This is a genomic window from Oryzibacter oryziterrae, assembly GCF_021864535.1.
Taxonomy (GTDB): domain Bacteria; phylum Pseudomonadota; class Alphaproteobacteria; order Rhizobiales; family Pleomorphomonadaceae; genus Pleomorphomonas; species Pleomorphomonas oryziterrae.
In genome coordinates this window covers 34,295-59,662 of record NZ_JAKJIC010000001.1, presented here as the reverse complement: position 1 = coordinate 59,662, position 25,368 = coordinate 34,295, and the positions used below count along the sequence as shown (strand labels likewise).

26 protein-coding genes are annotated in these 25,368 nt (G+C 63.1%); 8 read left to right on the top strand and 18 right to left on the bottom strand.

Features of this window, described 5'->3' with window-relative positions; all coding sequences use genetic code 11:
* Nucleotides 1–80: 80 nt before the first annotated feature.
* Nucleotides 81–551 carry a threonine/serine exporter family protein gene (locus tag L2I41_RS00280; protein WP_237151494.1) on the bottom strand — a complete coding sequence of 157 codons (471 nt, stop codon included), beginning with the start codon at nucleotides 549–551 and terminating at the stop codon, nucleotides 81–83.
* On the bottom strand, nucleotides 548–1,342 hold the full coding sequence (locus L2I41_RS00275; RefSeq protein WP_237151493.1) for a threonine/serine exporter family protein: 795 nt from the start codon (nucleotides 1,340–1,342) through the stop codon (nucleotides 548–550). The genes L2I41_RS00280 and L2I41_RS00275 overlap by 4 nt, the downstream gene beginning before the upstream one ends.
* A 126-nt stretch (nucleotides 1,343–1,468) precedes the next feature.
* On the opposite strand from L2I41_RS00275, the gene L2I41_RS00270 reads away from it, so the two are divergent.
* On the top strand, nucleotides 1,469–1,906 hold the full coding sequence (locus tag L2I41_RS00270; protein WP_237151492.1) for an EamA family transporter: 438 nt from the start codon (nucleotides 1,469–1,471) through the stop codon (nucleotides 1,904–1,906).
* 73 nt (nucleotides 1,907–1,979) lie between these two features.
* Here the strand turns inward: L2I41_RS00270 and L2I41_RS00265 are convergent, their stop codons facing one another.
* The gene (locus L2I41_RS00265; RefSeq protein ID WP_237151491.1) at nucleotides 1,980–3,992 is read right to left on the bottom strand and encodes an acetyl-CoA carboxylase biotin carboxylase subunit; all 2,013 of its coding nucleotides are present in this window, start codon (nucleotides 3,990–3,992) and stop codon (nucleotides 1,980–1,982) included.
* Nucleotides 3,993–4,206: 214 nt separating this feature from the next.
* Between L2I41_RS00265 and L2I41_RS00260 the strand changes: the two genes are divergently transcribed.
* The 3 genes from L2I41_RS00260 (at nucleotide 4,207) to L2I41_RS00250 (ending at nucleotide 8,170) form a co-directional block, all read left to right on the top strand.
* Nucleotides 4,207–5,148, top strand: a complete 942-nt coding sequence (locus L2I41_RS00260) for a 1-phosphofructokinase family hexose kinase (RefSeq protein ID WP_237151490.1) — start codon at nucleotides 4,207–4,209, stop codon at nucleotides 5,146–5,148.
* A gap of 386 nt (nucleotides 5,149–5,534) precedes the next feature.
* Nucleotides 5,535–6,356, top strand: coding sequence for a glycoside hydrolase family 16 protein (locus L2I41_RS00255; RefSeq protein ID WP_237151489.1), 822 nt, complete (start codon nucleotides 5,535–5,537; stop codon nucleotides 6,354–6,356).
* Between the two features lie 104 nt (nucleotides 6,357–6,460).
* Nucleotides 6,461–8,170 carry a methyl-accepting chemotaxis protein gene (locus L2I41_RS00250; protein WP_237151488.1) on the top strand — a complete coding sequence of 570 codons (1,710 nt, stop codon included), beginning with the start codon at nucleotides 6,461–6,463 and terminating at the stop codon, nucleotides 8,168–8,170.
* 6 nt (nucleotides 8,171–8,176) lie between these two features.
* On the opposite strand, the gene L2I41_RS00245 is transcribed toward L2I41_RS00250, so the two are convergent.
* From L2I41_RS00245 to L2I41_RS00190, 12 genes are all read right to left on the bottom strand, one after another.
* Nucleotides 8,177–8,728 carry a cytochrome b gene (locus L2I41_RS00245; RefSeq protein ID WP_237151487.1) on the bottom strand — a complete coding sequence of 184 codons (552 nt, stop codon included), beginning with the start codon at nucleotides 8,726–8,728 and terminating at the stop codon, nucleotides 8,177–8,179.
* Nucleotides 8,729–8,736: 8 nt separating this feature from the next.
* Complete coding sequence (locus L2I41_RS00240) at nucleotides 8,737–9,306, bottom strand: YceI family protein (RefSeq protein ID WP_237151486.1); 570 nt, start codon at nucleotides 9,304–9,306, stop codon at nucleotides 8,737–8,739.
* 132 nt (nucleotides 9,307–9,438) lie between these two features.
* Nucleotides 9,439–9,810, bottom strand: coding sequence for a Fe-S cluster assembly scaffold SufA (sufA, locus tag L2I41_RS00235; protein WP_237151485.1), 372 nt, complete (start codon nucleotides 9,808–9,810; stop codon nucleotides 9,439–9,441).
* Nucleotides 9,811–9,882: 72 nt separating this feature from the next.
* Nucleotides 9,883–10,260, bottom strand: a complete 378-nt coding sequence (locus L2I41_RS00230) for an SUF system Fe-S cluster assembly protein (RefSeq protein ID WP_237151484.1) — start codon at nucleotides 10,258–10,260, stop codon at nucleotides 9,883–9,885.
* Nucleotides 10,261–10,265: 5 nt separating this feature from the next.
* On the bottom strand, nucleotides 10,266–11,492 hold the full coding sequence (locus L2I41_RS00225) for a cysteine desulfurase (RefSeq protein WP_237151483.1): 1,227 nt from the start codon (nucleotides 11,490–11,492) through the stop codon (nucleotides 10,266–10,268).
* 247 nt (nucleotides 11,493–11,739) lie between these two features.
* A complete protein-coding gene (sufD, locus tag L2I41_RS00220) occupies nucleotides 11,740–13,062 on the bottom strand; it encodes a Fe-S cluster assembly protein SufD (protein ID WP_237151482.1) in 1,323 nt (440 codons plus the stop codon).
* Between the two features lie 10 nt (nucleotides 13,063–13,072).
* Nucleotides 13,073–13,819 (bottom strand): Fe-S cluster assembly ATPase SufC, encoded by a 747-nt coding sequence (gene sufC, locus L2I41_RS00215; protein ID WP_237151481.1) that lies wholly within the window; start codon nucleotides 13,817–13,819, stop codon nucleotides 13,073–13,075.
* Nucleotides 13,820–13,834: 15 nt separating this feature from the next.
* Nucleotides 13,835–14,362, bottom strand: coding sequence for a cupin domain-containing protein (locus L2I41_RS00210; protein ID WP_237151480.1), 528 nt, complete (start codon nucleotides 14,360–14,362; stop codon nucleotides 13,835–13,837).
* Between the two features lie 15 nt (nucleotides 14,363–14,377).
* A complete protein-coding gene (locus tag L2I41_RS00205) occupies nucleotides 14,378–14,791 on the bottom strand; it encodes a HEPN domain-containing protein (protein ID WP_237151479.1) in 414 nt (137 codons plus the stop codon).
* On the bottom strand, nucleotides 14,788–15,162 hold the full coding sequence (locus L2I41_RS00200; RefSeq protein ID WP_237151478.1) for a nucleotidyltransferase domain-containing protein: 375 nt from the start codon (nucleotides 15,160–15,162) through the stop codon (nucleotides 14,788–14,790). The genes L2I41_RS00205 and L2I41_RS00200 overlap by 4 nt, the downstream gene beginning before the upstream one ends.
* Nucleotides 15,163–15,166: 4 nt before the next feature.
* Nucleotides 15,167–16,645, bottom strand: coding sequence for a Fe-S cluster assembly protein SufB (sufB, locus tag L2I41_RS00195; RefSeq protein WP_237151477.1), 1,479 nt, complete (start codon nucleotides 16,643–16,645; stop codon nucleotides 15,167–15,169).
* Between the two features lie 78 nt (nucleotides 16,646–16,723).
* A complete protein-coding gene (locus tag L2I41_RS00190) occupies nucleotides 16,724–17,854 on the bottom strand; it encodes a cysteine desulfurase family protein (protein ID WP_237151476.1) in 1,131 nt (376 codons plus the stop codon).
* A 377-nt stretch (nucleotides 17,855–18,231) separates the two neighbouring features.
* On the opposite strand from L2I41_RS00190, the gene L2I41_RS00185 reads away from it, so the two are divergent.
* From L2I41_RS00185 to L2I41_RS00170, 4 genes are all read left to right on the top strand, one after another.
* Nucleotides 18,232–18,885, top strand: coding sequence for an alpha/beta hydrolase (locus L2I41_RS00185; RefSeq protein ID WP_237151475.1), 654 nt, complete (start codon nucleotides 18,232–18,234; stop codon nucleotides 18,883–18,885).
* 193 nt (nucleotides 18,886–19,078) lie between these two features.
* Nucleotides 19,079–19,441 (top strand): hypothetical protein, encoded by a 363-nt coding sequence (locus L2I41_RS00180; RefSeq protein ID WP_237151474.1) that lies wholly within the window; start codon nucleotides 19,079–19,081, stop codon nucleotides 19,439–19,441.
* A 150-nt stretch (nucleotides 19,442–19,591) separates the two neighbouring features.
* Nucleotides 19,592–20,650: a sugar phosphate isomerase/epimerase family protein gene (locus tag L2I41_RS00175; protein WP_237151473.1), complete on the top strand. Its 1,059-nt coding sequence runs from the start codon at nucleotides 19,592–19,594 to the stop codon at nucleotides 20,648–20,650.
* An 18-nt stretch (nucleotides 20,651–20,668) separates the two neighbouring features.
* A complete protein-coding gene (locus tag L2I41_RS00170; protein ID WP_237151472.1) occupies nucleotides 20,669–21,841 on the top strand; it encodes a Gfo/Idh/MocA family protein in 1,173 nt (390 codons plus the stop codon).
* Nucleotides 21,842–21,851: 10 nt separating this feature from the next.
* Here L2I41_RS00170 and L2I41_RS00165 read toward each other — a convergent pair whose 3' ends face one another.
* The 3 genes from L2I41_RS00165 to L2I41_RS00155 all read right to left on the bottom strand — a co-directional run bounded on the left by L2I41_RS00165 (nucleotide 21,852) and on the right by L2I41_RS00155 (nucleotide 25,356).
* Nucleotides 21,852–22,484: a LysE/ArgO family amino acid transporter gene (locus L2I41_RS00165; RefSeq protein WP_237151471.1), complete on the bottom strand. Its 633-nt coding sequence runs from the start codon at nucleotides 22,482–22,484 to the stop codon at nucleotides 21,852–21,854.
* Between the two features lie 153 nt (nucleotides 22,485–22,637).
* The gene (locus tag L2I41_RS00160) at nucleotides 22,638–24,314 is read right to left on the bottom strand and encodes a GGDEF domain-containing protein (RefSeq protein ID WP_237151470.1); all 1,677 of its coding nucleotides are present in this window, start codon (nucleotides 24,312–24,314) and stop codon (nucleotides 22,638–22,640) included.
* An 88-nt stretch (nucleotides 24,315–24,402) separates the two neighbouring features.
* A complete protein-coding gene (locus L2I41_RS00155; RefSeq protein ID WP_237151469.1) occupies nucleotides 24,403–25,356 on the bottom strand; it encodes a YVTN family beta-propeller repeat protein in 954 nt (317 codons plus the stop codon).
* Between the last annotated feature and the right edge of the window lie 12 nt (nucleotides 25,357–25,368).

Here is a 25,368-nt window from a genome sequence, read left to right as displayed (position 1 = left end):
GCGGGTAAGCGATGGTGTCAACGGCTGGGCTTTTAGGCAGCGCCGGCGCGATTGTCCAGAGTCGGGCAGCCCGGCCTTGCTCAGAATTCGCGATTCTTGAGCAGGTGTGCCGGGATCGCCAGCCCTGCCCCGATGGCGCCGAGCGTGAAGATGACGCGCAGGATGTATTCGATGGCGAGCACGATGGTCTGGTCGGCGTTCACCGGATTGGGCGCAGTGAGCGCGAAGAAGCTGAGCAGCGCCTGCCCGAAGAAGGCGCCGGGCACCATGGGGATGCAGCCGGCCAGCGCCACGGCGTTGCAGACCGGACCGAGCGCGCGGCGAAGGACGCTCGCCGAGCAGCTGGTGACGATGGCGGCGGCGAAGGTGGCGGCCTCGAGGCTCCAGCCATCGTCGAGACCAAGGGTACGGACCGCCAGCGCCAGCGCGCCGGCCGCGCCGCACCAGGGCAGGAGGCGGAAGCCGAAATTGAACAGCACACCGAAGCCCATGGCGGCAATGCCGCCGAACAGCGCCTGATGCAACAGGTGGAGGATGGCATCCATGGTCATGCGCGCACCCCCAGGAGAGCTTCGGCCAGCCACACACCGGTGGCGGCGAAGACCATGATCATCAGCACGGTGACGGCGCGGGCACTGCCCATGGTGGGATAGCCGTCCATGATATCGGTCTGCGCATTGGTGGCGGGCACACCGGGCACCAGCAGCAGGATCGACGCCATCATGGCGAGGTTGATCGTCTTCGACCCTACCGCCATGGCGCCGAGCCCGCCGAGCGTGGCGGCGATGAAGGCGATGGTGCCGGCGACGATGAAGACGTTGACGCCCCGGTGCAGCAGCTGATGGCGGATATACTGGCCGATGCCACCGGCAGCCCAGACCGGCAGGAAGGCTGCCCAGTCCACACCGAACAGGCGACCGAAGGCGGTGCAGGCCAGACCGACCGCAAGCGCGACGAACCAGGGCGCATGCCGCGGCGTCTCCCTGGCGAGCCGGACCAGTTCCGTCTCGGTCTCCTCGACGGTCATGCCGCCCTTGGAGACGCGCACCGCCAGCGCCCGAACCGCCTGATCGAGGCGATGGTTCACCGCGTGGCGACCGACGGAGATCATGCGGGTGATGGTGTTGTCGCCGGCGGTGACGGTGATGGCGAGCGAGGCATAGCCCGAGCGGATGCCCACACCCTCGACGCCAAAGCCGCGGGCGATCATGGTCATCCCCTCGTGCACCACATGCACCGAGGCGCCGCACTCCATGAGGATGCGGCCAGCCTTCAGGGTAGCGTTGGCAAATCGTTCAAGCTCGCGATGGCGAACAACGACCGGATCGGAACTGGGCTCCATGAGCAACCGCCATGTGGGTGAATCTCACCACAGTATTGCTTTCGGCCGGGCCGCTAACAAGGAGAAGAATCAAATCAGGCCTGTTAGTCTGGAATGGCAGGCATGTTGCGAGAACGGACGGCTCTGATGCGTGACTATCTCCAGCCCTGGCTGGTCTGGGCCCTGCTGTCGGCTGCCTTCGCGGCCCTGACGGCGATATTGGCGAAACTCGGCGTGGCCGCCGTGAACCCGGACTTTGCCACCTTCGTCAGAACCGTGGTGATCGTGGCAGCCGCCGCGCTCATGCTTTTCGTCAGTGGCAGCTGGCAGGCCCCCGCGACCATACCGGCCAGGACATGGCTGTTCCTGGTGCTTTCAGGCCTTGCCACCGGCGCCTCATGGCTGTGCTACTTCCGCGCCCTGAAACTGGGCGAAGCCGCACGCGTGGCGCCGATCGACAAGCTGAGCGTGGTCCTGGTCGCCATCTTCGCGGCTCTCTTTCTCGGCGAACGCCTCGCACCCGCCAACTGGCTGGGCGTCGCCCTGATCTTTGGCGGCGTTCTTCTGGTCGCCTGGCGGCCGTAAAACGGAACGAGCCGGACACCCCAAGGGATATCCGGCCCGCGCATCGCTTCCGCCTAGACTCTATAAGCGCAGATCACGCGAACTCCAGGATCACCGCGTCCACCGCCAGGCTGTCGCCCGACTTGGCGTGGACGGTGGCGACCTTGCCGTCGCGCTCGGCGCGCAGCACGTTCTCCATCTTCATGGCCTCGACGACTGCGAGAATGTCGCCGGCCTTGACCTCCTGCCCCTGATGAACGGCGATGGAGACGACCAAGCCCGGCATCGGGCAGAGGAGATATTTGGAGAGATCGGGCGGCACCTTCACCGGCATCAGCGCGTCGAGCGCGGCTACTTCCGGCAGCATGGCATGCGCCTTGATGTTGACGCCGCGCCAGGACAGAAACACGCCGCCACCGCTGAGCGACCGCACCTGCACGGCAACTTCACGGCCGTCGATGCGGCCAGTCCAAAGCGGCTCGCCGAGGCGCCAGTCGGACGCCACGGTCATGTGGCGACCGTTGATCTCGGTGTCGATCTCGAGCGGCACCGCGGCGTAACCCTGCGGCACGGTCACATTGACATACTCGCGATCGAGGCGAACCACCCACTCGTGGCGCCAGTGACCCGAGTGCGGCTTGAGCCGGCCCGAGTGATGGTCAAGACGCTCCTTGCGCACCATTTCCATGGCGAGCGCGGCAACGGCCAGCACTTCCTTGGCTTCAGCGTCCGGAGCGCGACCGGTAAAGCCGTCGGGGAACTCTTCCTTGATGAACCCGGTCGACAGGTTTCCAGCCCGCCAGCGCGGATGCTGCATCAGGGCGGTGAGGAAAGGAATGTTCGGCTGAATGCCGTCGATCAGGAAGCGATCCAGCGCCTCGGCCTGCGCATCGATCGCCTCGATGCGGGTCGGCGCATGCGTCACCAGCTTGGCGATCATCGGATCGTAGAACATGGAGATTTCCGAGCCCTCGGTCACACCCGTGTCGTTACGCACGGTGATGCGGCCCTTCACGCCCTCTTCCGGCGGCCGGTACTTCACCAGACGGCCGGTGGACGGCAGGAAGTTGCGATAGGGATCTTCGGCATAGACGCGGCTCTCGACGGCCCAGCCCTTCAGCTTCACGTCGTCCTGCGTGATCGTCAGCGGCTCGCCGGCGGCAACGCGAATCATCTGCTCAACGAGATCGATGCCGGTGATCAACTCGGTGACCGGATGCTCCACCTGCAGGCGGGTGTTCATCTCCAGGAAGAAGAAGCTCTTGTCCTGTCCGGCGACGAACTCCACCGTGCCGGCGCTGTCATAGCCGACGGCCTTGGCGAGAGCGACGGCCTGCTCACCCATGGCCTTGCGGGTGGCCTCGTCGAGCAGCGGTGACGGAGCCTCCTCGATGACCTTCTGATTGCGGCGCTGGATCGAGCATTCGCGTTCGCCCAGATAGATCACATTGCCATGCTTGTCGCCGAGCAGCTGGATCTCGATGTGGCGCGGATTGACGATGAACTTCTCGATGAAGATGCGGTCGTCACCAAAGGAGTTGACCGCCTCCGACCGGGCGCGCGTGAAGCCCTCGGCCGCCTCGACGGCGTCCCAGGCAATGCGCATGCCCTTGCCGCCACCGCCGGCCGACGCCTTGATCATCACGGGATAGCCGATCTCGTCGGCGACGCGCACGGCTTCCTTGGAATTCTCAATCAGCCCGAGATTGCCGGGCACGGTGCTGACGCCAGCACGGTCGGCAAAGATCTTCGACTGAATCTTGTCGCCCATGGCGTCGATCGCATCGGGGTTGGGACCAATGAAAACGATTCCCTCTGCGGCCAGTGCGCGCGGGAAGGCGGCGCGCTCGGACAGGAATCCATAGCCGGGATGCACGGCTTCAGCGCCCGTCTGCTTGCAGGCGGCAATGATCTTGTCCATCAGGAGATAAGACTGTGCGGCAGCTGCAGGTCCGATATGCACAGCCTCATCAGCCATTTCCACATGAACGGCATCACGATCGGCATCCGAGTAGACCGCGACCGTGGAAATCCCCATTTTGCGGGCCGTCTTGATGACGCGGCAGGCGATTTCACCACGATTTGCGATCAGAATCTTCGAGAACATGATAGCGGCTTCCTGACGGAATTGATCTAAACCATGGCTTTCGTATCGAAAGCACGATAAATCGACAACCGAGCCAAACGGCGGAGTGTGGTCCTCGTCTTCCGTCGACTAGGGCAGGAAAACCCCTCTCTTGATCGGTTTTCCGAAACGCGTCACTGGCTTCTGACCCTTGTGGGTCGTCACGAAAACTGAACGGGCCATGAAATAACGACCCATGAAACCGATCGTAACGCTCACACTCAATCCGTCGATCGACGATACCGCCGAAGCGGACGTCGTTCGTCACACCCACAAGATCCGCATTACCGCCGAACAGTATGATCCAGGTGGCGGCGGTATCAATGTAACACGTGTGATCAAGGAACTCGGCGGAAATTCCATCGCGCTCTACATGTCGGGCGGCACGACCGGTCAGGTGTTCGACGAACTCCTCGGCTCGCGCGGCATTCCGCGCCGTCGCATTCCGATTGCCCAGAACACGCGCGTCTGCCATCTGGTCTACGAACGGTCCACCGGTCTTGAGTATCGCTTCATTCCGGAAGGCCCCGAGGTCAGCGAAATCGAGTGGAAGCGCTGCCTGTTCGCGCTGAAGGACCTCGATTGGGACTGGTGCGTCGGGTCGGGCTCCCTGCCCCGCGGCATTCCGGCCGACTTCTATGTGCAGCTGGCCGATCTGGTCGCGGCGCGTGGCGGCCATCTGGTGCTCGACACCTCCGGCAAGCCGCTGGACCTGGCGCTGGAACGCGGCGGCATCGAACTGATGAAGCCGAGCCAGGGCGAGTTCGAAAAGCTCGTGGGCCGTGCGCTGCCGACCAATGACGACATGGTCATCGCCGCCCGCGAGATGATCGCTGCCGGCAAGGTGAAGATGATCGCCATCACCATGGGCGAAGACGGCGCCCTGCTGGTGACGCCGGACACCCATGTGTTCCTGCAGTCGCCCAAGGTGGAAGTGAAGTCGGCCTCCGGCGCCGGTGACAGCTTCGTTGGCGGCATGGTCTTCGGTCTTGCCTCGGGCCTGATCCCGGAAGATGCCTTCCGCCTCGGCGTTGCCTGCGGTACGGCGTCGGTGATCACCTCGGGAACGCAGCTGTGCCACAAGGCGGACGTCGATCGTTTCCTCGAGCAAATCGGTTCGCATCATCATAACTGGTGAAAACGTTCTCAGAACAATGGTTCGGCGGCTCAAGTCGCCGAACCTCAAAGAATATATTTGAAGTATATAATATGTAACTGAATAGACCATTTGAGTGTATTCAGTCGAAATCGTTCCAAGAGCTTGATGCTCCGGACGCAAGTTTCAGATCTTCCCGACGATTTGGGCCACATTTTCAACCCGCTGTTAGCGCAATCGTGGCACCTTGTACCAATGCGCCAAGATGCTGCCGCATCGGCTGATTGAAGACATTTCCAATATCGCATCTGCATCAAGGGCATGAGACATTCGAAAGCGGGATACCGAGAGTCATTTTCAAGGACGCTCGGCATTACCTGCATTACCGGCTTCGCAAGATATCCTCGTTGACGCAAAGGGAGGGCCCAATGGCGCCGGCCATTCAGAGCATCATCAAAGCAGCGGCCGCCGCCCTGCTGTCGAGCACCACGCTCTCCTTCGGCCCGGCCATGGCGGCGCCGCCGACCGGCTACAAGCTGGTCTGGCACGACGAGTTCAGCACCGACGGCCTGCCCTCGGCCAGGAACTGGGTCTACGATACCGAGGCCAACAAGACGGGCTGGTACAACAATGAGTTGCAATACTATGCCGCTCGTCGCCTTGCCAATACGCGGGTGAAGGATGGCAAGCTGCACATCATCGCCCGCAAGGAGCGTCTGACCAGCGCCGCCGATTATGGCCAGCAGGACTATACCTCGGGCCGCCTCATCACCCGCGGCAAGGCCAGCTGGACCTACGGCTTCGTCGAGGTCCGCGCCAAGCTGCCCTGCACCCAGGGCGCCTGGCCGGCCATCTGGATGCTGGGCACAGCCGACAAGTGGCCCGACAGCGGCGAAATCGACATCATGGAGAAGATCAACAAGGATCCAACCATCTACGGCACGCTGCACACGCGCTCGACGGCGGGGACCTCGGGCAATGGCGGAGCAATCAAGGTGGCAACGGCCTGCACGGCCTACCACCGCTACCAGATGACGTGGACGCCGGCCAAGATCTCCATCGGCGTCGACGACAAGATCTACCACAGCTATCGCAACGCCGGATCGGGCAGCGCCCAATGGCCTTTCAGCAAGCCGCAATATCTGCTGCTCAACCTCGCCGTCGGTGGTGATTGGCCGGGCGCACCTGACGCGACCAGCAAGTTCCCGATGGAAATGTTGGTCGATTACGTCAGAATATATCGAAAGTGAACCGCGACCATCAGGTTTAAATTCCTTCAAAATTGAAAGCTCGGAGCCCAAAAATAACAGTTACTTAATCAATTCACACCACAGTATGTTCAACTTTGCGGTGCATGATCATCCAGGGGATAGCTGTGTTCAATTCGATCAAGTCACGTCTACTGGGTCTCGTGTTGATTTTTGCCGTCGGATTTGTATCGCTCTCTGCATATACAGTCCAAAGCTACAAGAACAACATATTCGCCGACACGAATGACCGGCTAAGCCTCCTGGTCGCCAGTGCATATAGTGTAGTGGCCGACTATCAAGCCAAGAGCACAACAGGAGAGCTTTCCGAACAGGACGCCAAGGCGCGGGCGCTCGCAGCACTGCGCGTGATGCGCTACGGCCCGTCGGGTTACTTCTGGATCCATGACATGGACATGCGCGTGGTGATGCACCCGCTGAAGCCGGAGTGGGAAGGCCAGATCAAGTCCGACGTGAAGCAGCCGGACGGCACGCCGCTCTATGGCGCCATGAATGACGCCATCCGCAACAACGGCGGCGAAGACGCCTTCTACTCCTACACCTGGCCGAAGCCCGGCGAAGACAAGGCGACGCTGTTCCCCAAGACGTCCTACATCAAGTACTTCAAGCCGTGGAACATGGTGATCGGCACCGGCGTCTATGTGGATGAGCTGGAAGCGCAGGTGTGGTCGCTCGCCATCTGGGTTGGCGCAATCTGCGTGATCGCTCTCGGGCTGCTCATCGTCGTGTCGCTGCTCATCGTCCGCTCCATTTCCAACCCGCTGGAAGCCATCGTCGTTGCGCTGAACCGGCTGGCGCGCGGCGACACCTCGCAGACCAACGCCTCCGCCAGCAAGCTGAAGGAGATCGTCGCGATCAACGCCACGATCGTTTCGTTCCGCGATGCAATTGACGAGCGCGTGCAGCTCGGTCAGTCCGCCGCGGCAGACCAGCAGGCCCGCGCGGGCCGCCAGCAGAAGGTGGACAATCTGATCGTCGCCTTCCGCCAGGGCATGACGAATGCGCTCAACACCTTCTCGCAGAGCGCCGGCAAGATGCTCTCGGCCTCGGAACAGTTGAAGGGCACCAGCAACGCGGCGAGCGCGCGGGCGGCATCGGCTGCGTCGGCCGCACAAAGCGCCACGCATTCCGTCCAGGTGGTTGCCGCCTCGGCGGAAGAACTCGCGGCCTCCATCGGCGAGATCGGCCGTCAGATCCAGACCACCAACAAGATCGTCGATCGCGCCGCCGACGCCGCGCGCCATACCAACAGCCGCATCGACAGCCTGGCCGAAGCGGCCACCAAGATCGGCGCGGTGGTGAACCTGATCTCTGAGATCGCCGAGCAGACCAACCTTCTGGCGCTGAATGCGACCATCGAGGCCGCCCGCGCCGGCGAGGCGGGCCGCGGCTTCGCCGTGGTGGCGTCCGAGGTCAAGCAGCTGGCAAACCAGACCGCCAAGGCGACCGAGGAAATCGCCGTGCAGGTCAATGACATCCAGGGAGCCACAGGCGAAGCCGTGGGCGCCATCCGCCAGATCTCGGCCATCATGGAAGAGATCAACGGCAACACCAACGCCATTGCCAGCGCCATCAGCCAGCAGAGTGCCGCCACCGACGAGATCTCCCGCAGCGTGGCCGATGCTTCCGACGGCACGCAGAATGCCACCGGCGAGATCGATGCGGTGAGCAAGGGCGTGGCCGACACGAGCGTCTTCGCCGCCGACGTGGCCGCCACCGCCGAGGACATGAACGAGGAGACGCGCGCCTTGCGTCACCAGGTCGAGAGCTTCCTCAGCCAGGTGGCAGCCGCCTGATCCCGATCAGGCTGAGCGAAACCACATCCGCCGCAGCAAACCGTCGCGGCGGATGAACTGATGCCAGAGCGCCGCGCCGGCATGCGATGCAATCAAGGCGGCCGCACCATAGGCAAGTGTGGCATGCAACGTCGACCAGAAAGCCTCGGCGGCGTCCGAAGGCGTCAGTGGCAGCGGCGGGATCACCACCAGATTGAAGACATAGCTCGGAATGTCGAGCACCGACGTCGACGCCACGGCCCAGCCCGTGAGCGGCACGGCGAACAGCGCCACGAACAGCCCCAGATGCACGAGCTTTGCCGATCGCTGCAGCGAACGAGATGACGGCGCGTCGTCCGGCTGCCGCTCGCTGAGGCGCCAGGTCAGCCGAAGCAGTGCCAGCGCCAGCAGGAGAAAGCCGGTCGACTTGTGCCACTGGTAGAGATCGAACTGCAGAGCCGGGTCGGTCACCGCCTGCGTGGCGTAGCCAAGGCCGATCTGGCCCACAAACAGGATTGCCATCAACCAGTGCAGGCCGACGGAGACCCAGCCGTAGCCTTGGGAAGAGTTGCGAAACATCGGACAGCCTAGCCCCTCTTTGCCACCAGCGTCATGTTGAAGGCGACCATGTTGTCGTAGATCGGCACGCCGATCCCCATGCCGAAGGGCAGGCGCGGCACTTGACCGGTGACGGTGAAGGACAAGGCGCGACCGGACTTGCGATCCAGATGCGCATCGAAGGTGGCCTTGTAGGTGATCCCGCGCGCCGTGATGGCGCCGACGATGCGGGCCGTGTCGGTCCCGGTGCGCTCGACGCTCGCCGAACGGAACACCACATCGGGATATTCGGAGGCGTCAAAGACCGCACTCGACCGCAGGAAGCCGTCGATGCGATCCTGCCCGGTGGTGAGGCTGGCCGGCTTCAGGACGAAGGCGACCCTGGAGTGACCGAGGTCATGGGCATCAAGGTCCATCGAGCCGGTGAAATCGGGGAACTTGCCGGAGATGCCACCGCCGCCGACCTGGCCGACGTTGAAGTTGATCTCGGAGGCCGGATCGATGGTGTAATGGCCGGCGGCCTCAGAGAGATCGTCGGCACGGGCTGCTGCCAGGCTCATCATGCCGGCGGCAACGAATATTCCAAGGGATAGACGCATATGTGAAGCTCCCTGATCGCCTGAATGTCCTGGCCCGCCGGAAATCAACGGGACCAGACTTGCTTTCAGGGAGACAAACAATCCAGCGAGGAGTTTTATTCGATGAAAAATGCGTCCCCTCGCCTTTCCGCCTTACTCAACCGCTTCGGCCGGCTTCAGGCTGACGCTTTCACCGCAACCGCAGGCGCTGACCTGATTGGGGTTGTTGAAGACGAAGCCGGTCTTGAGCGTGGTCCGCTCGAAGTCCATCTGCGTGCCGAGCAGAAACAGCACGGCCCTGGGATCGACCAATACCGTGGCGCCATGGGCGTCGACGCGCTCGTCGCCGGGGGCGGCGGCGGTGGCGAGCTCCATGGTGTAGCTCATGCCGGCACACCCGCCGTTCTTGACGCCAACGCGCAACCCGATCACGCCGGAATCGGCGTTCTCGACGATTTCGCGCACGCGTTCGGCGGCGGCCTCGGTGATGGTGATGACGTCCAGCTTGCGCTTGGCCAATGCCATGTCAATTGCTCCTGAGCAGATCCGGTTCAAGGCAGGTCCGATCCTATCAGATGGAGATGCTCCACCCGATCCTCAATACCAGTTCGTGGCGACTTGCGCTTCCTCGCTCATGCGGTCGGGCGTCCACGGCGGATCGAAGACCATGTTCACCTGCACGCCATGAATGCCGCGCACGGCACCGACGGCGTTCTCGACCCAGCCCGGCATCTCGCCGGCAACGGGGCAACCGGGCGCCGTCAGCGTCATGTCGATGGTGACAAGACGATCGTCGTCGATGTCGATCTTGTAGACGAGGCCGAGCTCGTAGATGTCCGCCGGAATCTCCGGATCATAGACCGTCTTGAGCGCGGCGATGATATCGGCGGTCAGCCGTTCCAGTTCTTCGGCTGGAAGGGCACTGGCAACCACCGGGGTGGCGCCCATTTCGGGATCGGAAGCAATCTCGTTCATGGCATTCATCCGAACAGGGTTTCCGCCTTTCGAAGGGCGGCCACAAGTGCATCCACCTCTTCGCGGGTATTGTAGAGGGCAAATGACGCCCGGCAAGTGGACGTGACGCCGAAACGTTCGAGCAGCGGCATCGCGCAGTGTGTCCCGGCGCGCACGGCGACGCCGGATCGATCGATGATCGTCGCAACGTCGTGGGCATGGGCGCCGGCCATGGAGAAGGCCACGATGGCGCCCTTCTCCCGGGTGGTGCCGTAGATGCGCACCGAGTTCATTTCCGACAGCCGCTTCATGGCATAGTCGCGCAGATCATTCTCATGGGCAAGGATGGCCTCGCGACCAAGGCTCTCCATGTATTTCAGCGCGGCGCCGAGACCGATCGCCTCGACGATCGGCGGCGTGCCGGCCTCGAAGCGATGCGGCGGCTCGTTATAGGTGACGCCCGCCTGTGTCACCTCACGGATCATCTCGCCGCCGCCCTGCCAGGGCGGCATGGCCTCCAGCAGCTCGCGCTTGCCGTAGAGCACACCGATGCCGGTGGGGCCGTAAAGCTTGTGACCGGTGATCACGTAGAAGTCGGCGTCGAGATCCTGAACGTCCACGGGCAGATGCACGGCGCCCTGACTGCCGTCGACCAGCACCCTGGTGCCGTTGGCATGCGCCAGCCGCACCACGTCCTTGATGGGGACGATGGTGCCGGTGACATTGGACATGTGGGTGATCGCCACGATCTTGGTGCGCGGCGTCAACAGCTTGGCAAAGGCCTCGAGATCGAAAGCGCCGTCGTCGGTAACCGGCGCCCACTTGATCACAACGCCCTTCTTCTCGCGATGGAAGTTCCAGGGCACGATGTTGGAATGATGCTCGAGGATCGACAGGATCACCTCGTCGCCCTCTTCCAGCACCATGCCGCCATAGCTGGCGGCTACCAGATTGATGGCTTCCGTCGAGGAGCGGGTGAAGACGATCTGTTCGTGGCTCGGCGCATTGAGGAAGGCGCGCACGATCTCACGGGCCTCTTCGAAGGCTTCCGTGGCGGCATTGGACAGGAAATGCAGACCGCGATGCACGTTCGCATATTCATGCGTGAAGACGTGCACCATGCGATCGATCACCGCCTGCGGCTTCTGCGCCGAGGCCCCGTTGTCGAGATAGACCAGCGGCTTGCCATAGACCTTCAGGTCCAGGATCGGGAAATCCCTGCGAATGGCCTCGACGTCATAAGGAGTAGTCATGGTCTTGTCCGCCTATCATCCAGGCTGTTTCAGTTGATCGCACCCGCGTCGTTGGACTGGATCACCCCTCTCTCCAACTCTCCCCCGCAAGGGGGGAGAGGGCCGGACAGGAGTTTCCGTTCAGAGCCTCGAAAGTCGATCGGCTCTGAAGTGAACCAATCGAGGCCCTCTCCCCCCTTGCGGGGGAGAGTTGGAGAGAGGGGTAGCCCCCCTGCTGCTCCAATGACACCAACAACGCGCGGACGCCCTACCCCTGCCGCGCCTTCAGCCAATCCTCGACGCGATGAATCAACGCGTCATGCACGGCTTCATTGTCGATCTCGTCGATGGCTTCGCCGAGGAAGGCGAGGATCAGCATGGACTCCGCTTCCGCTTCGGGAATGCCGCGCGAAAGCAGGTAGAACATGAGGTCATCGTCGATCTCGCCGCAGGTGGCGCCGTGACCGCACTGGACGTCGTCGGCGAAGATCTCCAGCTCGGGCTTGGCGGCAGCCTCGGCGTCCTCGGAGAGCAGCAGCGACGCGGTCATCATGCGGGCGTCGGTCTTCTGCGCGTGCGAGGGCACCTCGATCCGCCCCTGGAACACCGACTTGGCGCTGTCGTCGACCACGGCCTTGTAGAGCTCGCGGCTCTCGCAGGCCTCGGCGTCGTGATTAACCACCAGCGTGGTATCGGCATGGCGACGACCGGACAGCAGCGTCACGCCGCGGAAGCCACCCTTGGCCTCGCGCCCGGTGAAAGTGGCGAAGACCTGGGCGCGGGCAAGGCCGGCACCGAGCGCGGCGTTGAAGGTGTTCAGCGTCGCCCGAGCACCGATGCGCGCGGTGACGGTGGCAAAGCTGACGGCCGTATCCGGCTCCAGCTGCAAGCGGATGTGATCGAGTGCGGCATCGTCACCCACGCTGAGCGTCGTCACGATGTTGGACTGGTGCGCGACCGCGTCCAGCGACTCAACGGTCTCGATCACCGTCGCCCGCGCACCGGCTCCGACGAAGACGAAATTGCGAACCGCGGTCGACACCGGCGTGGCGCTGGCGACCAGATGCACGATCTCCAGCGGCCGCTCGATCACGACACCCTCGGCCACCTCGATGACGACGCCGTCGGTCATGAAGGCGGTGTTGAGTTCGACGGCCGTGTTGCCGGCCGGCAGCGGGTCGATGCCGATGGCATGGGCCACCGACGTGGTGCCGTTGGCGAGATCCTCGGCAAGGCTGCGGATCGACAGACCGGCTTCGAGGTCGGCAAGGTCGCTCAGGTCGGCAAGGAAGGTGCCGTTGGCGACCACCAGGCGACGGGCGCCGTCGCCTTCCACGGCCGGCTTGGCGGTGCGGATGGCGTCAAGATTGGCCGGGCCGGCTGCCGGAGCGATGGACTTGAGGTTGGCGCGCAGATCGGTATAGCGCCAATCCTCGACGCGGCGATGCGGCAGGCCAACTTCCTCGAAGGCGCGGAAGGCCGTCTCGCGCAAGGGCGTGATGAGGGTCGCCGTGCCCGGCAAGGCGGCCTTTTCGGCAGCAAAGCGGGCGATCAGCGTCTCCTCGGCGGGGGTACGCATGGGATGTGCCATTCCGTCCCCCTCAGGCCGCGTCGACATAGGCGGCGTAGCCATTCTGCTCAAGCTCCAGCGCCAGCTCAGGGCCGCCGGTCTTGACGATGCGCCCGGCCGAGAGCACGTGCACGATGTCGGGCACGATATGGTCGAGCAGGCGCTGATAGTGGGTGATCACCACGAAGGACCGCTCCGGCGAGCGCAGGGCGTTGACGCCTTCCGACACCACCTTGAGCGCGTCGATGTCGAGGCCGGAGTCGGTCTCGTCGAGAATGCAGATGCGCGGCTGCAGGAGCGCCATCTGCATCACTTCTGCGCGCTTCTTCTCGCCGCCGGAGAAGCCGACGTTGACGGGACGCTTCAGCATGTCCGAGGTGATGTTGAGCTTGGCGGCGGTTTCCTTGACCACCTTCATGAAGTCCGGCGTCGACAGTTCGCCCTCGCCCTTGGCCTTGCGGTGGGCATTGAGCGCCGCCTTCAGGAAGGTCATGGTGGCGACGCCGGGGATTTCGATCGGATACTGGAAGGCCAGGAACAGGCCGGCCACCGAACGCTCGTTGGGCGAGAGTTCGAGGATGGACTTGCCGTTCAGGAGGATGTCGCCGGAGGTGATGTCGTAATCCTCCTTGCCGGCGAGGATGTAGGACAGCGTGGACTTGCCGGCACCGTTCGGGCCCATGATGGCGTGCACCTCGCCCGGCTTGACGGTGAGGCTCAGGCCCTTGAGGATTTCGCGGTCGCCGATCTTGGCGTGCAGGTCGCGGATTTCGAGCATGTTCGTAAATTCCTGTCAGATCTCGCCGTCGTAATAATCGAGGCTCGTGGTCTTGCGTCCGATGAAGCGGAAACGGTGTCCCTGAGCGCCGGGTCCAGTGGTCGCGAGGAACTTGCCCGAATCCGGATATTCGCAAATGTCCGGGTAGATCACGGTCGACACGCCGAGATACTTGAGATCCCGCGTGCCGGTGTTGATGAGGTGATGGGCCGTTTCCGGCCCGCCGGCCGGGGCGGCGCAGACATCGCCCGCCTTCACCGGATAGCTCTCTTCGCCGAAGCGATAGGTACCCTCGCCGGCCACGATGAAGAACATCTCTTCATTGGCCCGATGGCTGTGGAAGGGGCACGAGCGCTTGCCCGGCGGCACGATGGTCAGGTTGTAGCCGAGCATGCGACCGCCAACGACATCGCTGAGCGGCGCATAGCGCTCCTCGAAGATGTCGCCCACGGAGCTCGCCACGAGCTCGACCTCGTCGATGTTGACGACGGGCTTGGGGGTGGCGCTGGCTTGACTTTTGCCTAGTTGAGTTTCAGTCGTCATGTCTCGTCTGCCCTGTCAGTCATTGTTGGCAAAGGCGAGAAGGATCGCGCCAAACTCTTCGTTCAGACGCCCCACCCCATCGAGTAATCGCACGAGGCGATCCAGAGGCATGGCGCCAAGGGTTCCTTTCGGTCCCGGATACCGGTAGCGTGTAGCTGCAACCGACAACTCGTCGAGCGCCGCAAATCGGTCTCGCCAAGCATCTTGTCCCGCCATCAATAGCGCAAGTTGGTGTATGTTGTGGGTAGGGCCAACTGGAACGTCGAGCATTTCCAGAACCCCTCGCGCCAGCTTTTCTACCGACTGCTGAAGGAAGTAAGCAGCTTGCGCCGGATGAGACGTTGCCAACAGCCTTGCGGCATCCAGCTCTTCCGCCGCAAGACGATGAAAGGCTCCGACACGGATTCGGCGCAGTTCCTCCGGGGTCATGTGCCTGCTCCGTAGATCAGACGCCCTTCGTCAACGATCCGGCGCACCAGACTGGTCTGGAGCCCGAGCGAGGCGCGAAAGGTCTCGTAGTCGCACGGAACCACATCGACACCGACGGCCAATCCCTTCAGCGGAGCATAGACCCGATCGTAGTCGTCACCGTCGAAGTCGGAGTGTTCCTTGCCGACAACCAGAATGTCGAAGTCGCTGTCAGGGCGGCCCGTACCGCGGGCACGACTGCCGAACAGCCAGACGGATTCGGGATCGAGCGCGTTCACAAGCCGACTAACCACGGCATCGAGCGCGTCCTGTTCATTCGCGAAGATACCGACATTGGCGGCAACAGAGCGGGAAGCAGCGGCAGAAGACATGGCTTCACCCCACGCTCCCCTCGAGGCTGATGCCGATGAGCTTCTGCGTCTCCACCATGAATTCCATGGGCAGCTGCTGCAGCACGTCGCGCACGAAGCCGTTGACGATCAGGGCGATGGCCTCTTCCTGCGGCAGGCCGCGCTGCAGGCAGTAGAACATCTGATCGTCGGAGATCTTCGACGTGGTGGCTTCATGCTCGACCACGGCCGAGGCATTCTTGCTCTCGATATAGGGAACGGTGTGGGCGCCGCACTTGTTGCCGATCAACAGACTGTCGCAATTGGTGAAATTGCGCGCGCCGGAGGCCTTGCGGCCGACCGAGACCAGGCCGCGATAGGTGTTGTTGGACTTGCCCGCCGAGATGCCCTTGGAGATGATCTTGCTCGACGTGTTCTTGCCGAGGTGGATCATCTTGGTGCCGCTGTCCACCTGCTGGCGGCCATTGGAGATGGCGATGGAATAGAACTCGCCGCGCGAGTTGTCGCCGCGCAGCACGCAGGAGGGATATTTCCAGGTGATGGCCGAGCCGGTCTCCACCTGCGTCCAGGAGATCTTGGAGTTCTTGCCGCGACAATCGCCACGCTTGGTGACGAAATTGTAGACGCCGCCCTTGCCCTCACTGTCGCCCGGATACCAGTTCTGAACGGTGGAATACTTGATCTCCGAGTCATCGAGCGCAATGAGCTCGACCACGGCGGCGTGCAGCTGGTTTTCGTCGCGCGACGGCGCCGTGCAGCCTTCGAGATAGGACACATAGGCGCCTTCGTCGGCGATGATCAGCGTCCGCTCGAACTGGCCGGTCTTCTTCTCGTTGATGCGGAAATAGGTCGACAGCTCCATCGGGCAGCGCACGCCCTTGGGGATGTAGACGAAGGAACCGTCGGAGAAGACAGCCGAGTTCAGCGTGGCGTAATAGTTGTCGGTGGTCGGCACCACGGTGCCGAGATACTTGCGCACGAGATCGGGATACTCGCGCACCGCTTCCGAGATCGGGCAGAAGATGACGCCGTGCTTGGCAAGCTCGGCCTTGAAGGTGGTGACCACGGACACCGAATCGAACACCGCGTCGACGGCAACCTTGGCGCCCTCGCCACGCTCGACACCGGCAAGGATCTCCTGCTCCTTCAGGGGGATGCCGAGCTTCTTGTAGGTCTCAAGCAGCTCGGGATCGACCTCGTCGAGGCTCTTGGGGCCGGCCTTCTTCTTCGGCGCGGCGTAATAGTGCAGATCCTGAAAATCGATCTTCGGATAATGGACGCGCGCCCAGGTCGGCTCCTCCATGGTCTGCCAGCGGCGGAACGCCTCAAGGCGCCACTCGGTCATCCACTCGGGTTCGTTCTTCTTGGCGGAAATATACCGGACGATGTCTTCGTTGAGCCCCTTGGGCGCCAACTCGGACTCGATGTCCGACACGAAGCCATATTTGTACTTGTCGACGTCGAGGGCCGAAACCTGATCGACGGTCTCCTTGACAGCAGCCATTTTCAACTCCTTCCGCGCGGTTTCAAGGACCGTGGGAACACATCCAATCTAGTCTCTTTTTCGCCCGTGTGCAGGTGCTTAGGCTGCACAGGACCCATGTTCTTTCATGATAGCGCCGAATACCTTGCGGCAGATCACATTGAAGCGCTGGATTTCATCTTCCGTGGTCGCAGAACCGATCGAAATCCTCAATCCGGCTTTCAGCAGCTCCGGCGCCACGCCCATGGCCTTCAACACCGGGCTGGCCGTGACCTTGCCCGACGAACAGGCCGAGCCGGACGACAGCGCCACGCCGTTGAGATCGAAGGCGATCACCAGCGTCTCGGCCGCGGTGCCGGGGACGGCGAAGGCGAGCGTATTGCCAAGCCGCGGTGCGGCTTCTCCGAAGATCTGCACCGAGGGCAGCAGCGCACGCAGCAGGACGGCAATCGAGTCCCGCTTGCGCGCGACTTCGGCCTCGTCGCCAAGCTCGGTCAGCGCCTCATCGGCGGCAACGCCGAAGGCGGCAATCGCGGCAACATTCTCGGTGCCGGCACGGCCCCAAAGCTCCTGACCGCCGCCAGTGAGCAGCGGCGCGAAGGCAAAGCCGTTCTGGCCGCGCACGATGGCGCCCGCCCCCTGCACGCCGCCGATCTTGTGTGCCGACAGCGTCAGCACGTCGACGCCCAGCGCGTTGATGTCGATGGCAATCTTGCCGGCGGCCTGCACCGCATCGGTGTGCACCACGGCGCCATGGGCGCGTGCGATGCGCACCACATCGGCCAGCGGTTCGATGACACCGGTCTCGTTGTTGGCCAGCATCACAGACACAAGCGCCCGCTCGCCCCGCGCAGCCAGCGCGGCAAGATGGGCCTCCAGCCAGGCACAGTCGACGATCCCGTCGGCGTTCACCGGCAGCACGTCGATCCGGTCGGCGGCAAAGCGCCCGCCGCGCGCCACCGCCGGGTGTTCGACGGCGGAGACGACGAGACGATCGAGACGATACGGCTTGCCGAACAGCGTCCAGTCGGGCGTCAGAACGGTGTTGGCAGCTTCGGTGCCGCCCGAGCAGAAGGTGACGCCCTTGGCGTCGCCCGTCACCAGGCGCGCAACGGAGCGCCGTGCCTGTTCGAGAACGGCCTTGGCCTGGCGCCCTTCGCTGTGCACGGAGGAAGCATTGCCCGGCCGGCCCGCGACTTCGACAAAGCGCGCGAGCGCAGAACCCCTCACGGGGGCTCCAGCGTTCCAATCAAAATAGATGCGCGCGGTGTTTGTCATGTGAGCGTCCAGCTCTCTGTCCCTGATCCAACCTGGACCTGCAGTGTCAGTTCCTTAGCCTATTGGCCGAATTCCCGCAAACGAGGGCCTTCAAGTCAACCAATTCGAACGATGACACATGCGGGTGTTCGATTTTTCTTGACGGAACGCAGCTAGACGGTCCAGTGCAGACGTTCAGACAAGCGAGGCATATACAGCCTCTGCAGTTTTGAACATTTCTAAACTTAGGACGTATTCGCCCGTAGGTCAAGATAGATGATCTTTTGCCTCAACTTTTGTGTTGAAGCCCAAGGCCCTGCTTGACCCGGCCGATGCCATTCGAGGAACCGATGCCTGAAGTGATCTTCAACGGCCCCGCAGGGCGTATCGAGGGACGGTATCAGCCGGCCAAAACCCGCAATGCGCCGATCGCCATGATCCTGCATCCGCATCCGTCCTTCGGCGGCACCATGAACAATCAGGTGGTCTACCGCCTGTTCTACATGTTCAAGGAGCGTGGCTTTGCCGTGCTGCGGTTCAATTTCCGTGGCGTCGGCCGCAGCCAGGGTCAGTTCGACCATGGTGCCGGCGAGCTGTCGGATGCCGCCTCGGCGCTGGACTGGGTGCAGACCATCCACCCCGAAGCCAGGTTCTGCTGGGTGGCCGGCTTCTCCTTCGGCGCCTGGATCGGCATGCAGCTGCTGATGCGCCGCCCTGAGATCGAGGGCTTCATCTCGATCGCTCCGCCGGCCAATCTCTATGACTTCTCCTTCCTGGCCCCCTGCCCTTCCTCCGGCCTGATCGTCAACGGCGACGTGGACAAGGTCGTGCCGCAGAAGGACGTGCAGGGCCTCGTCGACAAGCTCAAGGCGCAGAAGGGCATCGTCATCGATCACAAGCTGATCGAAGGCGCCAACCACTTCTTCGACCAGAAGGTCGATCCGCTGATCGACACCTGCGCCGAATATCTCGACATGCGCCTCGCCCAGCCGCGCGAGGAATGAGCGGACTTGATCCGGCACGCCTGAGATGAACTTCGACCCGGCCGCGCAACCCCGCGGCCGGGTTTTTCTTTCTATGGACCGATGTGGACAGAGCCCCACACCCCCGCATTGCATTGGCTTGCCATTTTCACCCTTGAAGATACAATTGCCAGGAACCACAGTAACTTACTAATTTTGGATGGAGTATAAAATCATGGCGGGCAATTTCACACAGAAAGAATGGGACGAAGCTAAGACCCAAGCGAGAGACGCTATGATTAGAAAGGCAGAGACACTCGGAATGATTACGTATTCCGATTTAGCGTCACAAATAAAATCCATAAAAGTCGCGCCAAATTCACACCATCTAGCAAAATTACTTGGGGAAATTTCCACGGAAGAACACAATAGCGGCAGAGGAATGCTGAGTGTTATCGTTGTTCACAAAGAAGGTGATATGGAACCAGGAGCCGGATTCTACGAGCTCGCGAACAATCTTGGAAATAATACTAAAGATCGCGTAACCTTCTGGGTATCAGAGTTGCATAAGGTTCACAATGTCTGGAGCAAAAAGTGATATTTTCAGAGTTTACTGTACCATTTATCCTTCCCAACCGCGCGGCTTTAGCTCTGCGGACCCTTCCTCTTGAACCGATTTTCTGATTAGCTCGCGCTGCCGGGCGGCAGGGAGGTTTGCCACAGCCGGATCAAAGGGAGGATCAGCACCATGCGGACCATCAAGGGCCCTGCCATTTTTCTCGCCCAGTTTGCCGGCGACGCGCCACCCTTCGACTCATTGGACCACATCTGCGCCTGGGCGGCCTCGCTCGGCTTCAAGGGTGTGCAGATCCCCTCCTGGGACAGCCGCTTCATCGACCTCGTCAAGGCCTCCGAATCGCGCACCTATTGCGACGAGATCACCGGCATCGCCGCCCGCCATGGCATCGTGATCACCGAGCTGTCGACCCATCTGCAGGGACAGCTGGTGGCCGTCCACCCCGCCTATGATGCCGCCTTTGACGGCTTTGCGCCGCCGCAGGTGCACGGCAATCCGGTAGCGCGGCAGGCCTGGGCGACCGATCAGGTGATCCGCGCGGCCCGCGCCTCGCGCAACCTCGGCCTCAAGGCCGCCGCCACCTTCTCCGGGGCGCTCGCCTGGCCCTATGTCTATCCCTGGCCGCAGCGCCCGGCCGGCCTGATCGAGACGGCCTTCGCCGAGCTGGCCAAGCGCTGGACGCCCATCCTCAATGCCTATGAGGAAAACGGCGTCGACCTCTGCTATGAGATCCATCCCGGCGAGGACCTGCACGACGGCGTGAGCTTTGAGATGTTCCTGGACGCGGTGAAGCAGCATCCGCGCGCCAACATGCTCTACGATCCCTCGCACTATGTGCTGCAATGCCTTGATTATCTTGACAATATCGACATCTACCACGAGCGGATCAAGATGTTCCACGTCAAGGATGCCGAGTTCAACCCGACGGGACGGCAGGGCGTCTATGGCGGCTACCAGTCCTGGGTGAACCGCGCCGGCCGCTTCCGGTCGCTGGGCGACGGACAGGTGGATTTCTCCGCCATCTTCTCCAAACTGACGCAATATGACTTCGAGGGCTGGGCCGTGCTGGAATGGGAATGCTGCCTCAAGCATCCTGAAGACGGCGCGCGCGAAGGGGCTCAGTTCATCGACAGCCACATCATCCGCGTCACCGAAAAGGCCTTCGACGACTTCGCATCCGGCGGCACCGACGAGGCCGCCAACCGCCGCATGCTCGGCATCACCAATTGAGATCAGGGACTTGACGCCATGACGATCGAAGCTTCGAAGGACAGCGCCGCCCGCCCGCTCCGCCTTGGCATGGTGGGAGGCGGCCAGGGGGCCTTCATCGGCGCCGTGCACCGCATTGCCGCCCGCCTCGACGGCGACTGGGTCCTGGCGGCGGGCGCCCTGTCGTCCGATCCGGAACGCGCCCGCCTGTCGGCGCTCGACCTCGGCATTGCGCCCGACCGGGCCTATACCTCCTTCGAGGGCATGGCCAAGGCCGAGTCCACCCGCAAGGACGGCATCGACGCTGTCGCCATCGTCACGCCCAACCATCTGCACTACCCGGTGGCCAAGGCCTTCCTGGAATGCGGCATTGCGGTGATCTGCGACAAGCCGCTGACGCACAAGGTGGAAGACGCCGTGGCGCTGGCCGAGCTCGCCAGGGCCACCGGCAAGGTCTTCGTGCTGACCCACAATTACACCGGCTATCCCATGGTGCGGCAGGCGCGCGAAATGGTCGCCGCCGGAGCCATCGGCACCATCCGTGTGGTACAGGCCGAATATGCGCAGGGATGGCTGGCCACCAAGGTGGAGGACACCGGGTCAAAGCAGGCCGAATGGCGCGTCGATCCCAACCGCTCGGGCTCAGGCGGCGCCATCGGCGACATCGGCACCCACGCCTTCAATCTGGCCGCCTTCGTGACCGGGCTGGAACTCGACAGCGTCTCCGCCGACCTGACGAGCTTCGTCGAAGGTCGCGTCCTCGACGACAATGTGGCCATCCTCCTGCGCTACCAGGGTGGCGCCAAGGGCATGCTCTGGGCAAGCCAGGTGGCCGTGGGCAACGAGAACAATCTCAGCCTGCGCGTCTACGGCGACAAGGGCGCGCTCGAATGGCGGCAGGAAGACCCCAACTATCTGTGGTACAGCCCGCTCGGCGGCGAGAAGCGCCTGATCACCCGCGCCGGCGCCGGCGCCGGTCCGGCCGCCACGCGCGTCAGCCGCGTGCCCTTCGGCCATCCGGAAGGTTATCTCGAAGGCTTCGCCACCATCTACCAGGAGGCCGCCCGCGCGATCCGCGCCGCCAAGGACGGCACGCCGCTTGATGCGGAGGTGACCTTCCCGACGGTGGAGGACGGGCTCAAGGGCATGCAGTTCCTCGATGCCGCCGTGCGATCGTCGGCAGCCGACGGTGTCTGGACCAAGGTCGGCTGACGGACGAGCGTCAGCCTAGCCGCGCCCAGCCCTCGAGCGCCAGCTTGAGGGCAAGCGACAGCATCACCAGCGCGATGATGGCGTCGAGCACCCGCCAGGCGGCGGGCTTGCGGAACACCGGCTGCAACAGGCGCGCGCCATAACCCAGCGCGGCAAACCAGACGCAGGAGGCCAGCATGGCGCCGCCGGCGAAGAAGACGCGCGTCTCCACCGGATAGCGCCCGGAGATGCCGCCGAGCAGCACCACCGTGTCGAGATAGACATGCGGGTTGCCCCAGGTGAGTGCGAGGACCAGCAGGACCGCCGCCTTCAGCGTCAGCTCCTCGCCCTTGGCCGCCTCCAGGCTGGCCGGATGGAGCGCGCGACGAGCGGCGCTCAGCCCATACCAGGCAAGAAAGGCGGCGCCGGCGAAGGCGAGACCGACGAACAGCCAGGACAGCGCATTGACCAGCGAGCCCATGCCGGCTGCGCCGGCGGAGATCAACGCTGCATCACTGAGGGCGCAGATCGCCACGATCGGTCCCACATGCCGCCCCACCAGCCCCTGGCGCAGCACGAAGGCATTCTGGGCGCCAATGGCAATGATCAGGCTGGCACCGAGAAAGAAGCCTTCAAGGGACGCGGACAGGGCGGCGGACGTCATGCAGAAACTCCCAGGCAGCAGAGCGCCAGCGGTGGCGACAACCGATCGGGCGTGCAACGCCCTGCCCGGTCACTCTGCGCAAGGTCTCGCTTTGGCAGACGATTGCCGTGGAGGCAACCCGCTTCTCGCAGACCGCTCAACGGCCCCAGACACTTACACCGTGAGGACGCAGCGATTGCGACCGGCGTTCTTGGCCGAATAGAGCCGCACGTCCGCGGCATGCAAAGCGCTCTCGAAGTCGTCGGCCAGGCGCCAGTCGGCCACACCGATCGAACAGGTGACGTCGAGACCGGCTGCGACCTGGCGCCAATCGTGGGCCTGGACAGCCAGACGAAGGCCTTCGGCGGCGCCAAGGGCGACGCAAGCCGTCACCTGCGGAGCGACGACGAGAAACTCCTCGCCGCCCATGCGGAAGCACAGCGCACCGTCCAGCTGGATCGCTTCGAGACAGCGGGCGACCGCTTTCAGCACATTGTCGCCAACGGCATGGGAAAAGACGTCGTTGATGCGCTTGAAATGGTCGAGATCGACCAGCATCAGCGTCGCGTGCTCGACGCCGGCGGCTTTCAGAGCCTCGCACTGGAACCGCAACTCGCGGCGATTGCCCAGGCCGGTCAAGGGATCCGTCCGCGCTGCAAGGTCCGACGCCTGGCGCTCGGCAGCGAGGCGCAGGTTTTCCTCCAGCAGCCGATCGCGCTCGAGCCGGGCGCTGTCCTGCTTTTGCCGAAGATTCTCAAGGTCGAGCGAGATCTTCATCGTATACGCACGCGCCGACGAGAGGCGCGCGTGATCGGCGACGACTTGGCCGTGGTAGAGCTTGAGATAGCGAAAGGCCGAAGCCCAATCCTCGCCCCTTTCAGCGATACGATAGCGCACTCCATAGTAGCGCAACGGCACGCGCGACGACTGTTGCTGAGCGACCGTTTCCTCGACCCCGTCGAGAAGGCTGACCGCCCCCGCATAATCGCCCTGGCCGGCGAGAAGATAGGCGTACCAGTAGGAGGTCTCCAGACCGATCAACCCGCTGTCTTCAACGTCCCGTGCCTTCATCAGGGCGGCGGTATAGCGGGCCGTCGCACCGGCATCATCGCCGCGGACCCAGGCCAGCATGCCGAGACAGCAGTTTGCCTCGGCGACTTCGTAGGCAAAGTCGGACTTCAATCCAATGGTGAGGACCTGAGTCTGGATGCTCTCGGTCACCTCGAACAGCGCCTGGTCAATCTCAAGGCCGGCAAGCTTGCGCTCGGCGAGCGCCCGCGCCGCCATACGGCCGGCAATGCAGCGCGCAATGAGCAGATAGTCCTGCAACAGCCCGTTCACTTCGGCATAGGCGAGCGCTTCGCCGGCAGCCGTAGCGGCACCATCGAAGTCCATGATGTCGAACAGGGCAACGGCATATGCCGTCTGCACGCGCCAGACCGCCAGCGCTTCGGGGCAGCGGCGCGACCGCTGCAAGCAGTCGACCAGCATCTCCATGCCGCCAGCGATATCACCGAGCGCAACGAGAATGCCGCCATGCACCGAGCGCAGCGACAACACGGCGCCCTCATCGGGACAGAACTTGGTCCAGGTCTCGGCCCTGAGGCAGACCTGCAGCCCCTCGGCCAACGTTTCACGATTGAAGTTGAGCAGGCCAAGACGATGCGAGGCTAAGACGGCACCGACCACCTCGCCGCTTTCGAGCGCCGCCTGATAGCCCGCTTCGGCAGCCTGAACCGCCTCGTCGATGCGTCCCTTCCAGTCGAGCTCCACTGCCCGGTCAAGGAACTCCTGCCATCGGTGCAGTTCCAAGGTCGGCGTCAGGACGGACAAAGGCGATTGCTGCGACATCTCGGGCCCTTTTTGCATAACCCCAAATGTCGCAGCCAAGTGATGCCAAAGCGCAAATGAACAAAGTTAATAATTGAGTTTTCGGTACCTAATCCGCATGGGAGGTATGCCGAATGAAGTTCCCGTCGCCCCTGGGGCTCTTGCCGACAGCAACCTCGTCCACTTCCTTCCCGGTTTCGGCGTCAAAGGAAACCAGCAGATCATCCCCCCAGCTGGTCACCCAGACTTTGCGCCCGTCCGCCGAGGTGGCAATCGACTCGGGAAAGGTCGGCGTGTCGATGCTGCCCGTCGGGGTATAGGTGGCGACGTCGAAGACGGTCAGTTGGTCCGCATGCTGGGCGGTGACGAAGCCCTTGCCGGCGGCAAAGGCAATCCCGTAGGGCGTCGAACCGGTGGGGATGCGCTTGACCTCCTTGAGGCTGGCCACATCGACCAGCGACAGGTCGTCGGACATGACGTTGGCGGTCAGCAGGTACTTGCCGTCCGGACTGAACACCACCACGAAGGGATGACTGCCGACCTTGACGGTCGCGGTGCGGGTCAGGTTTGTGGTGTCGATCACCGACAACTGATCATCGTCGCGGTCGCAGACATAGAGCGTCTTGCCATCCGGCGTGATGGCCATGCCGGCCGGCGACGCGCCAACCTTGACCTCGCTCACGATCTCCATCCTGGCGGCGTCGAGCACCAGCACACGCGCATTGTACCAGTCGGCAACATAGACACGGGCGGAATCGGGCGAGACGATCACACCGACCGGGCCGCCGGCCACGTCGATCTTCTTGAGAAGGCTGCGGCCAGCGGCGTCCAGGATGGAGACATACTTGCCGTCGGGGCTGGTGACATAGACCCGCTTGCCATCAGGGGCGACCGATACGCCGGCCGGCTTGCCGCCGACGGCGATGGTGGCGACCACCTTGGTCGTTTCAAGATCGACGACGGAGACGTCGTCGCTCTCCTGATTGGTGACGAAGGCCTCGTCCGCCCATGCAAACGAGCCCCCGAGAGCGCAAAGAGCGCTGCCGGACAGCAGCGCTCCCATGATCGCTCCGAC

What these genes read in the sequence shown, in the direction of transcription:
- L2I41_RS00280 (WP_237151494.1), bottom strand. Translation starts at nt 551, where the DNA reads ATGACCATGGATGCCATCCTCCACCTGTTGCATCAGGCGCTGTTCGGC.
- L2I41_RS00275 (WP_237151493.1), bottom strand. Translation starts at nt 1,342, where the DNA reads ATGGAGCCCAGTTCCGATCCGGTCGTTGTTCGCCATCGCGAGCTTGAA.
- L2I41_RS00270 (WP_237151492.1), top strand. Translation starts at nt 1,469, where the DNA reads ATGCGTGACTATCTCCAGCCCTGGCTGGTCTGGGCCCTGCTGTCGGCT.
- L2I41_RS00265 (WP_237151491.1), bottom strand. Translation starts at nt 3,992, where the DNA reads ATGTTCTCGAAGATTCTGATCGCAAATCGTGGTGAAATCGCCTGCCGC.
- L2I41_RS00260 (WP_237151490.1), top strand. Translation starts at nt 4,207, where the DNA reads ATGAAACCGATCGTAACGCTCACACTCAATCCGTCGATCGACGATACC.
- L2I41_RS00255 (WP_237151489.1), top strand. Translation starts at nt 5,535, where the DNA reads ATGGCGCCGGCCATTCAGAGCATCATCAAAGCAGCGGCCGCCGCCCTG.
- L2I41_RS00250 (WP_237151488.1), top strand. Translation starts at nt 6,461, where the DNA reads ATGATCATCCAGGGGATAGCTGTGTTCAATTCGATCAAGTCACGTCTA.
- L2I41_RS00245 (WP_237151487.1), bottom strand. Translation starts at nt 8,728, where the DNA reads ATGTTTCGCAACTCTTCCCAAGGCTACGGCTGGGTCTCCGTCGGCCTG.
- L2I41_RS00240 (WP_237151486.1), bottom strand. Translation starts at nt 9,306, where the DNA reads ATGCGTCTATCCCTTGGAATATTCGTTGCCGCCGGCATGATGAGCCTG.
- sufA (WP_237151485.1), bottom strand. Translation starts at nt 9,810, where the DNA reads ATGGCATTGGCCAAGCGCAAGCTGGACGTCATCACCATCACCGAGGCC.
- L2I41_RS00230 (WP_237151484.1), bottom strand. Translation starts at nt 10,260, where the DNA reads ATGAACGAGATTGCTTCCGATCCCGAAATGGGCGCCACCCCGGTGGTT.
- L2I41_RS00225 (WP_237151483.1), bottom strand. Translation starts at nt 11,492, where the DNA reads ATGACTACTCCTTATGACGTCGAGGCCATTCGCAGGGATTTCCCGATC.
- sufD (WP_237151482.1), bottom strand. Translation starts at nt 13,062, where the DNA reads ATGGCACATCCCATGCGTACCCCCGCCGAGGAGACGCTGATCGCCCGC.
- sufC (WP_237151481.1), bottom strand. Translation starts at nt 13,819, where the DNA reads ATGCTCGAAATCCGCGACCTGCACGCCAAGATCGGCGACCGCGAAATC.
- L2I41_RS00210 (WP_237151480.1), bottom strand. Translation starts at nt 14,362, where the DNA reads ATGACGACTGAAACTCAACTAGGCAAAAGTCAAGCCAGCGCCACCCCC.
- L2I41_RS00205 (WP_237151479.1), bottom strand. Translation starts at nt 14,791, where the DNA reads ATGACCCCGGAGGAACTGCGCCGAATCCGTGTCGGAGCCTTTCATCGT.
- L2I41_RS00200 (WP_237151478.1), bottom strand. Translation starts at nt 15,162, where the DNA reads ATGTCTTCTGCCGCTGCTTCCCGCTCTGTTGCCGCCAATGTCGGTATC.
- sufB (WP_237151477.1), bottom strand. Translation starts at nt 16,645, where the DNA reads ATGGCTGCTGTCAAGGAGACCGTCGATCAGGTTTCGGCCCTCGACGTC.
- L2I41_RS00185 (WP_237151475.1), top strand. Translation starts at nt 18,232, where the DNA reads ATGCCTGAAGTGATCTTCAACGGCCCCGCAGGGCGTATCGAGGGACGG.
- L2I41_RS00180 (WP_237151474.1), top strand. Translation starts at nt 19,079, where the DNA reads ATGGCGGGCAATTTCACACAGAAAGAATGGGACGAAGCTAAGACCCAA.
- L2I41_RS00175 (WP_237151473.1), top strand. Translation starts at nt 19,592, where the DNA reads ATGCGGACCATCAAGGGCCCTGCCATTTTTCTCGCCCAGTTTGCCGGC.
- L2I41_RS00170 (WP_237151472.1), top strand. Translation starts at nt 20,669, where the DNA reads ATGACGATCGAAGCTTCGAAGGACAGCGCCGCCCGCCCGCTCCGCCTT.
- L2I41_RS00165 (WP_237151471.1), bottom strand. Translation starts at nt 22,484, where the DNA reads ATGACGTCCGCCGCCCTGTCCGCGTCCCTTGAAGGCTTCTTTCTCGGT.
- L2I41_RS00160 (WP_237151470.1), bottom strand. Translation starts at nt 24,314, where the DNA reads ATGTCGCAGCAATCGCCTTTGTCCGTCCTGACGCCGACCTTGGAACTG.
- L2I41_RS00155 (WP_237151469.1), bottom strand. Translation starts at nt 25,356, where the DNA reads ATGGGAGCGCTGCTGTCCGGCAGCGCTCTTTGCGCTCTCGGGGGCTCG.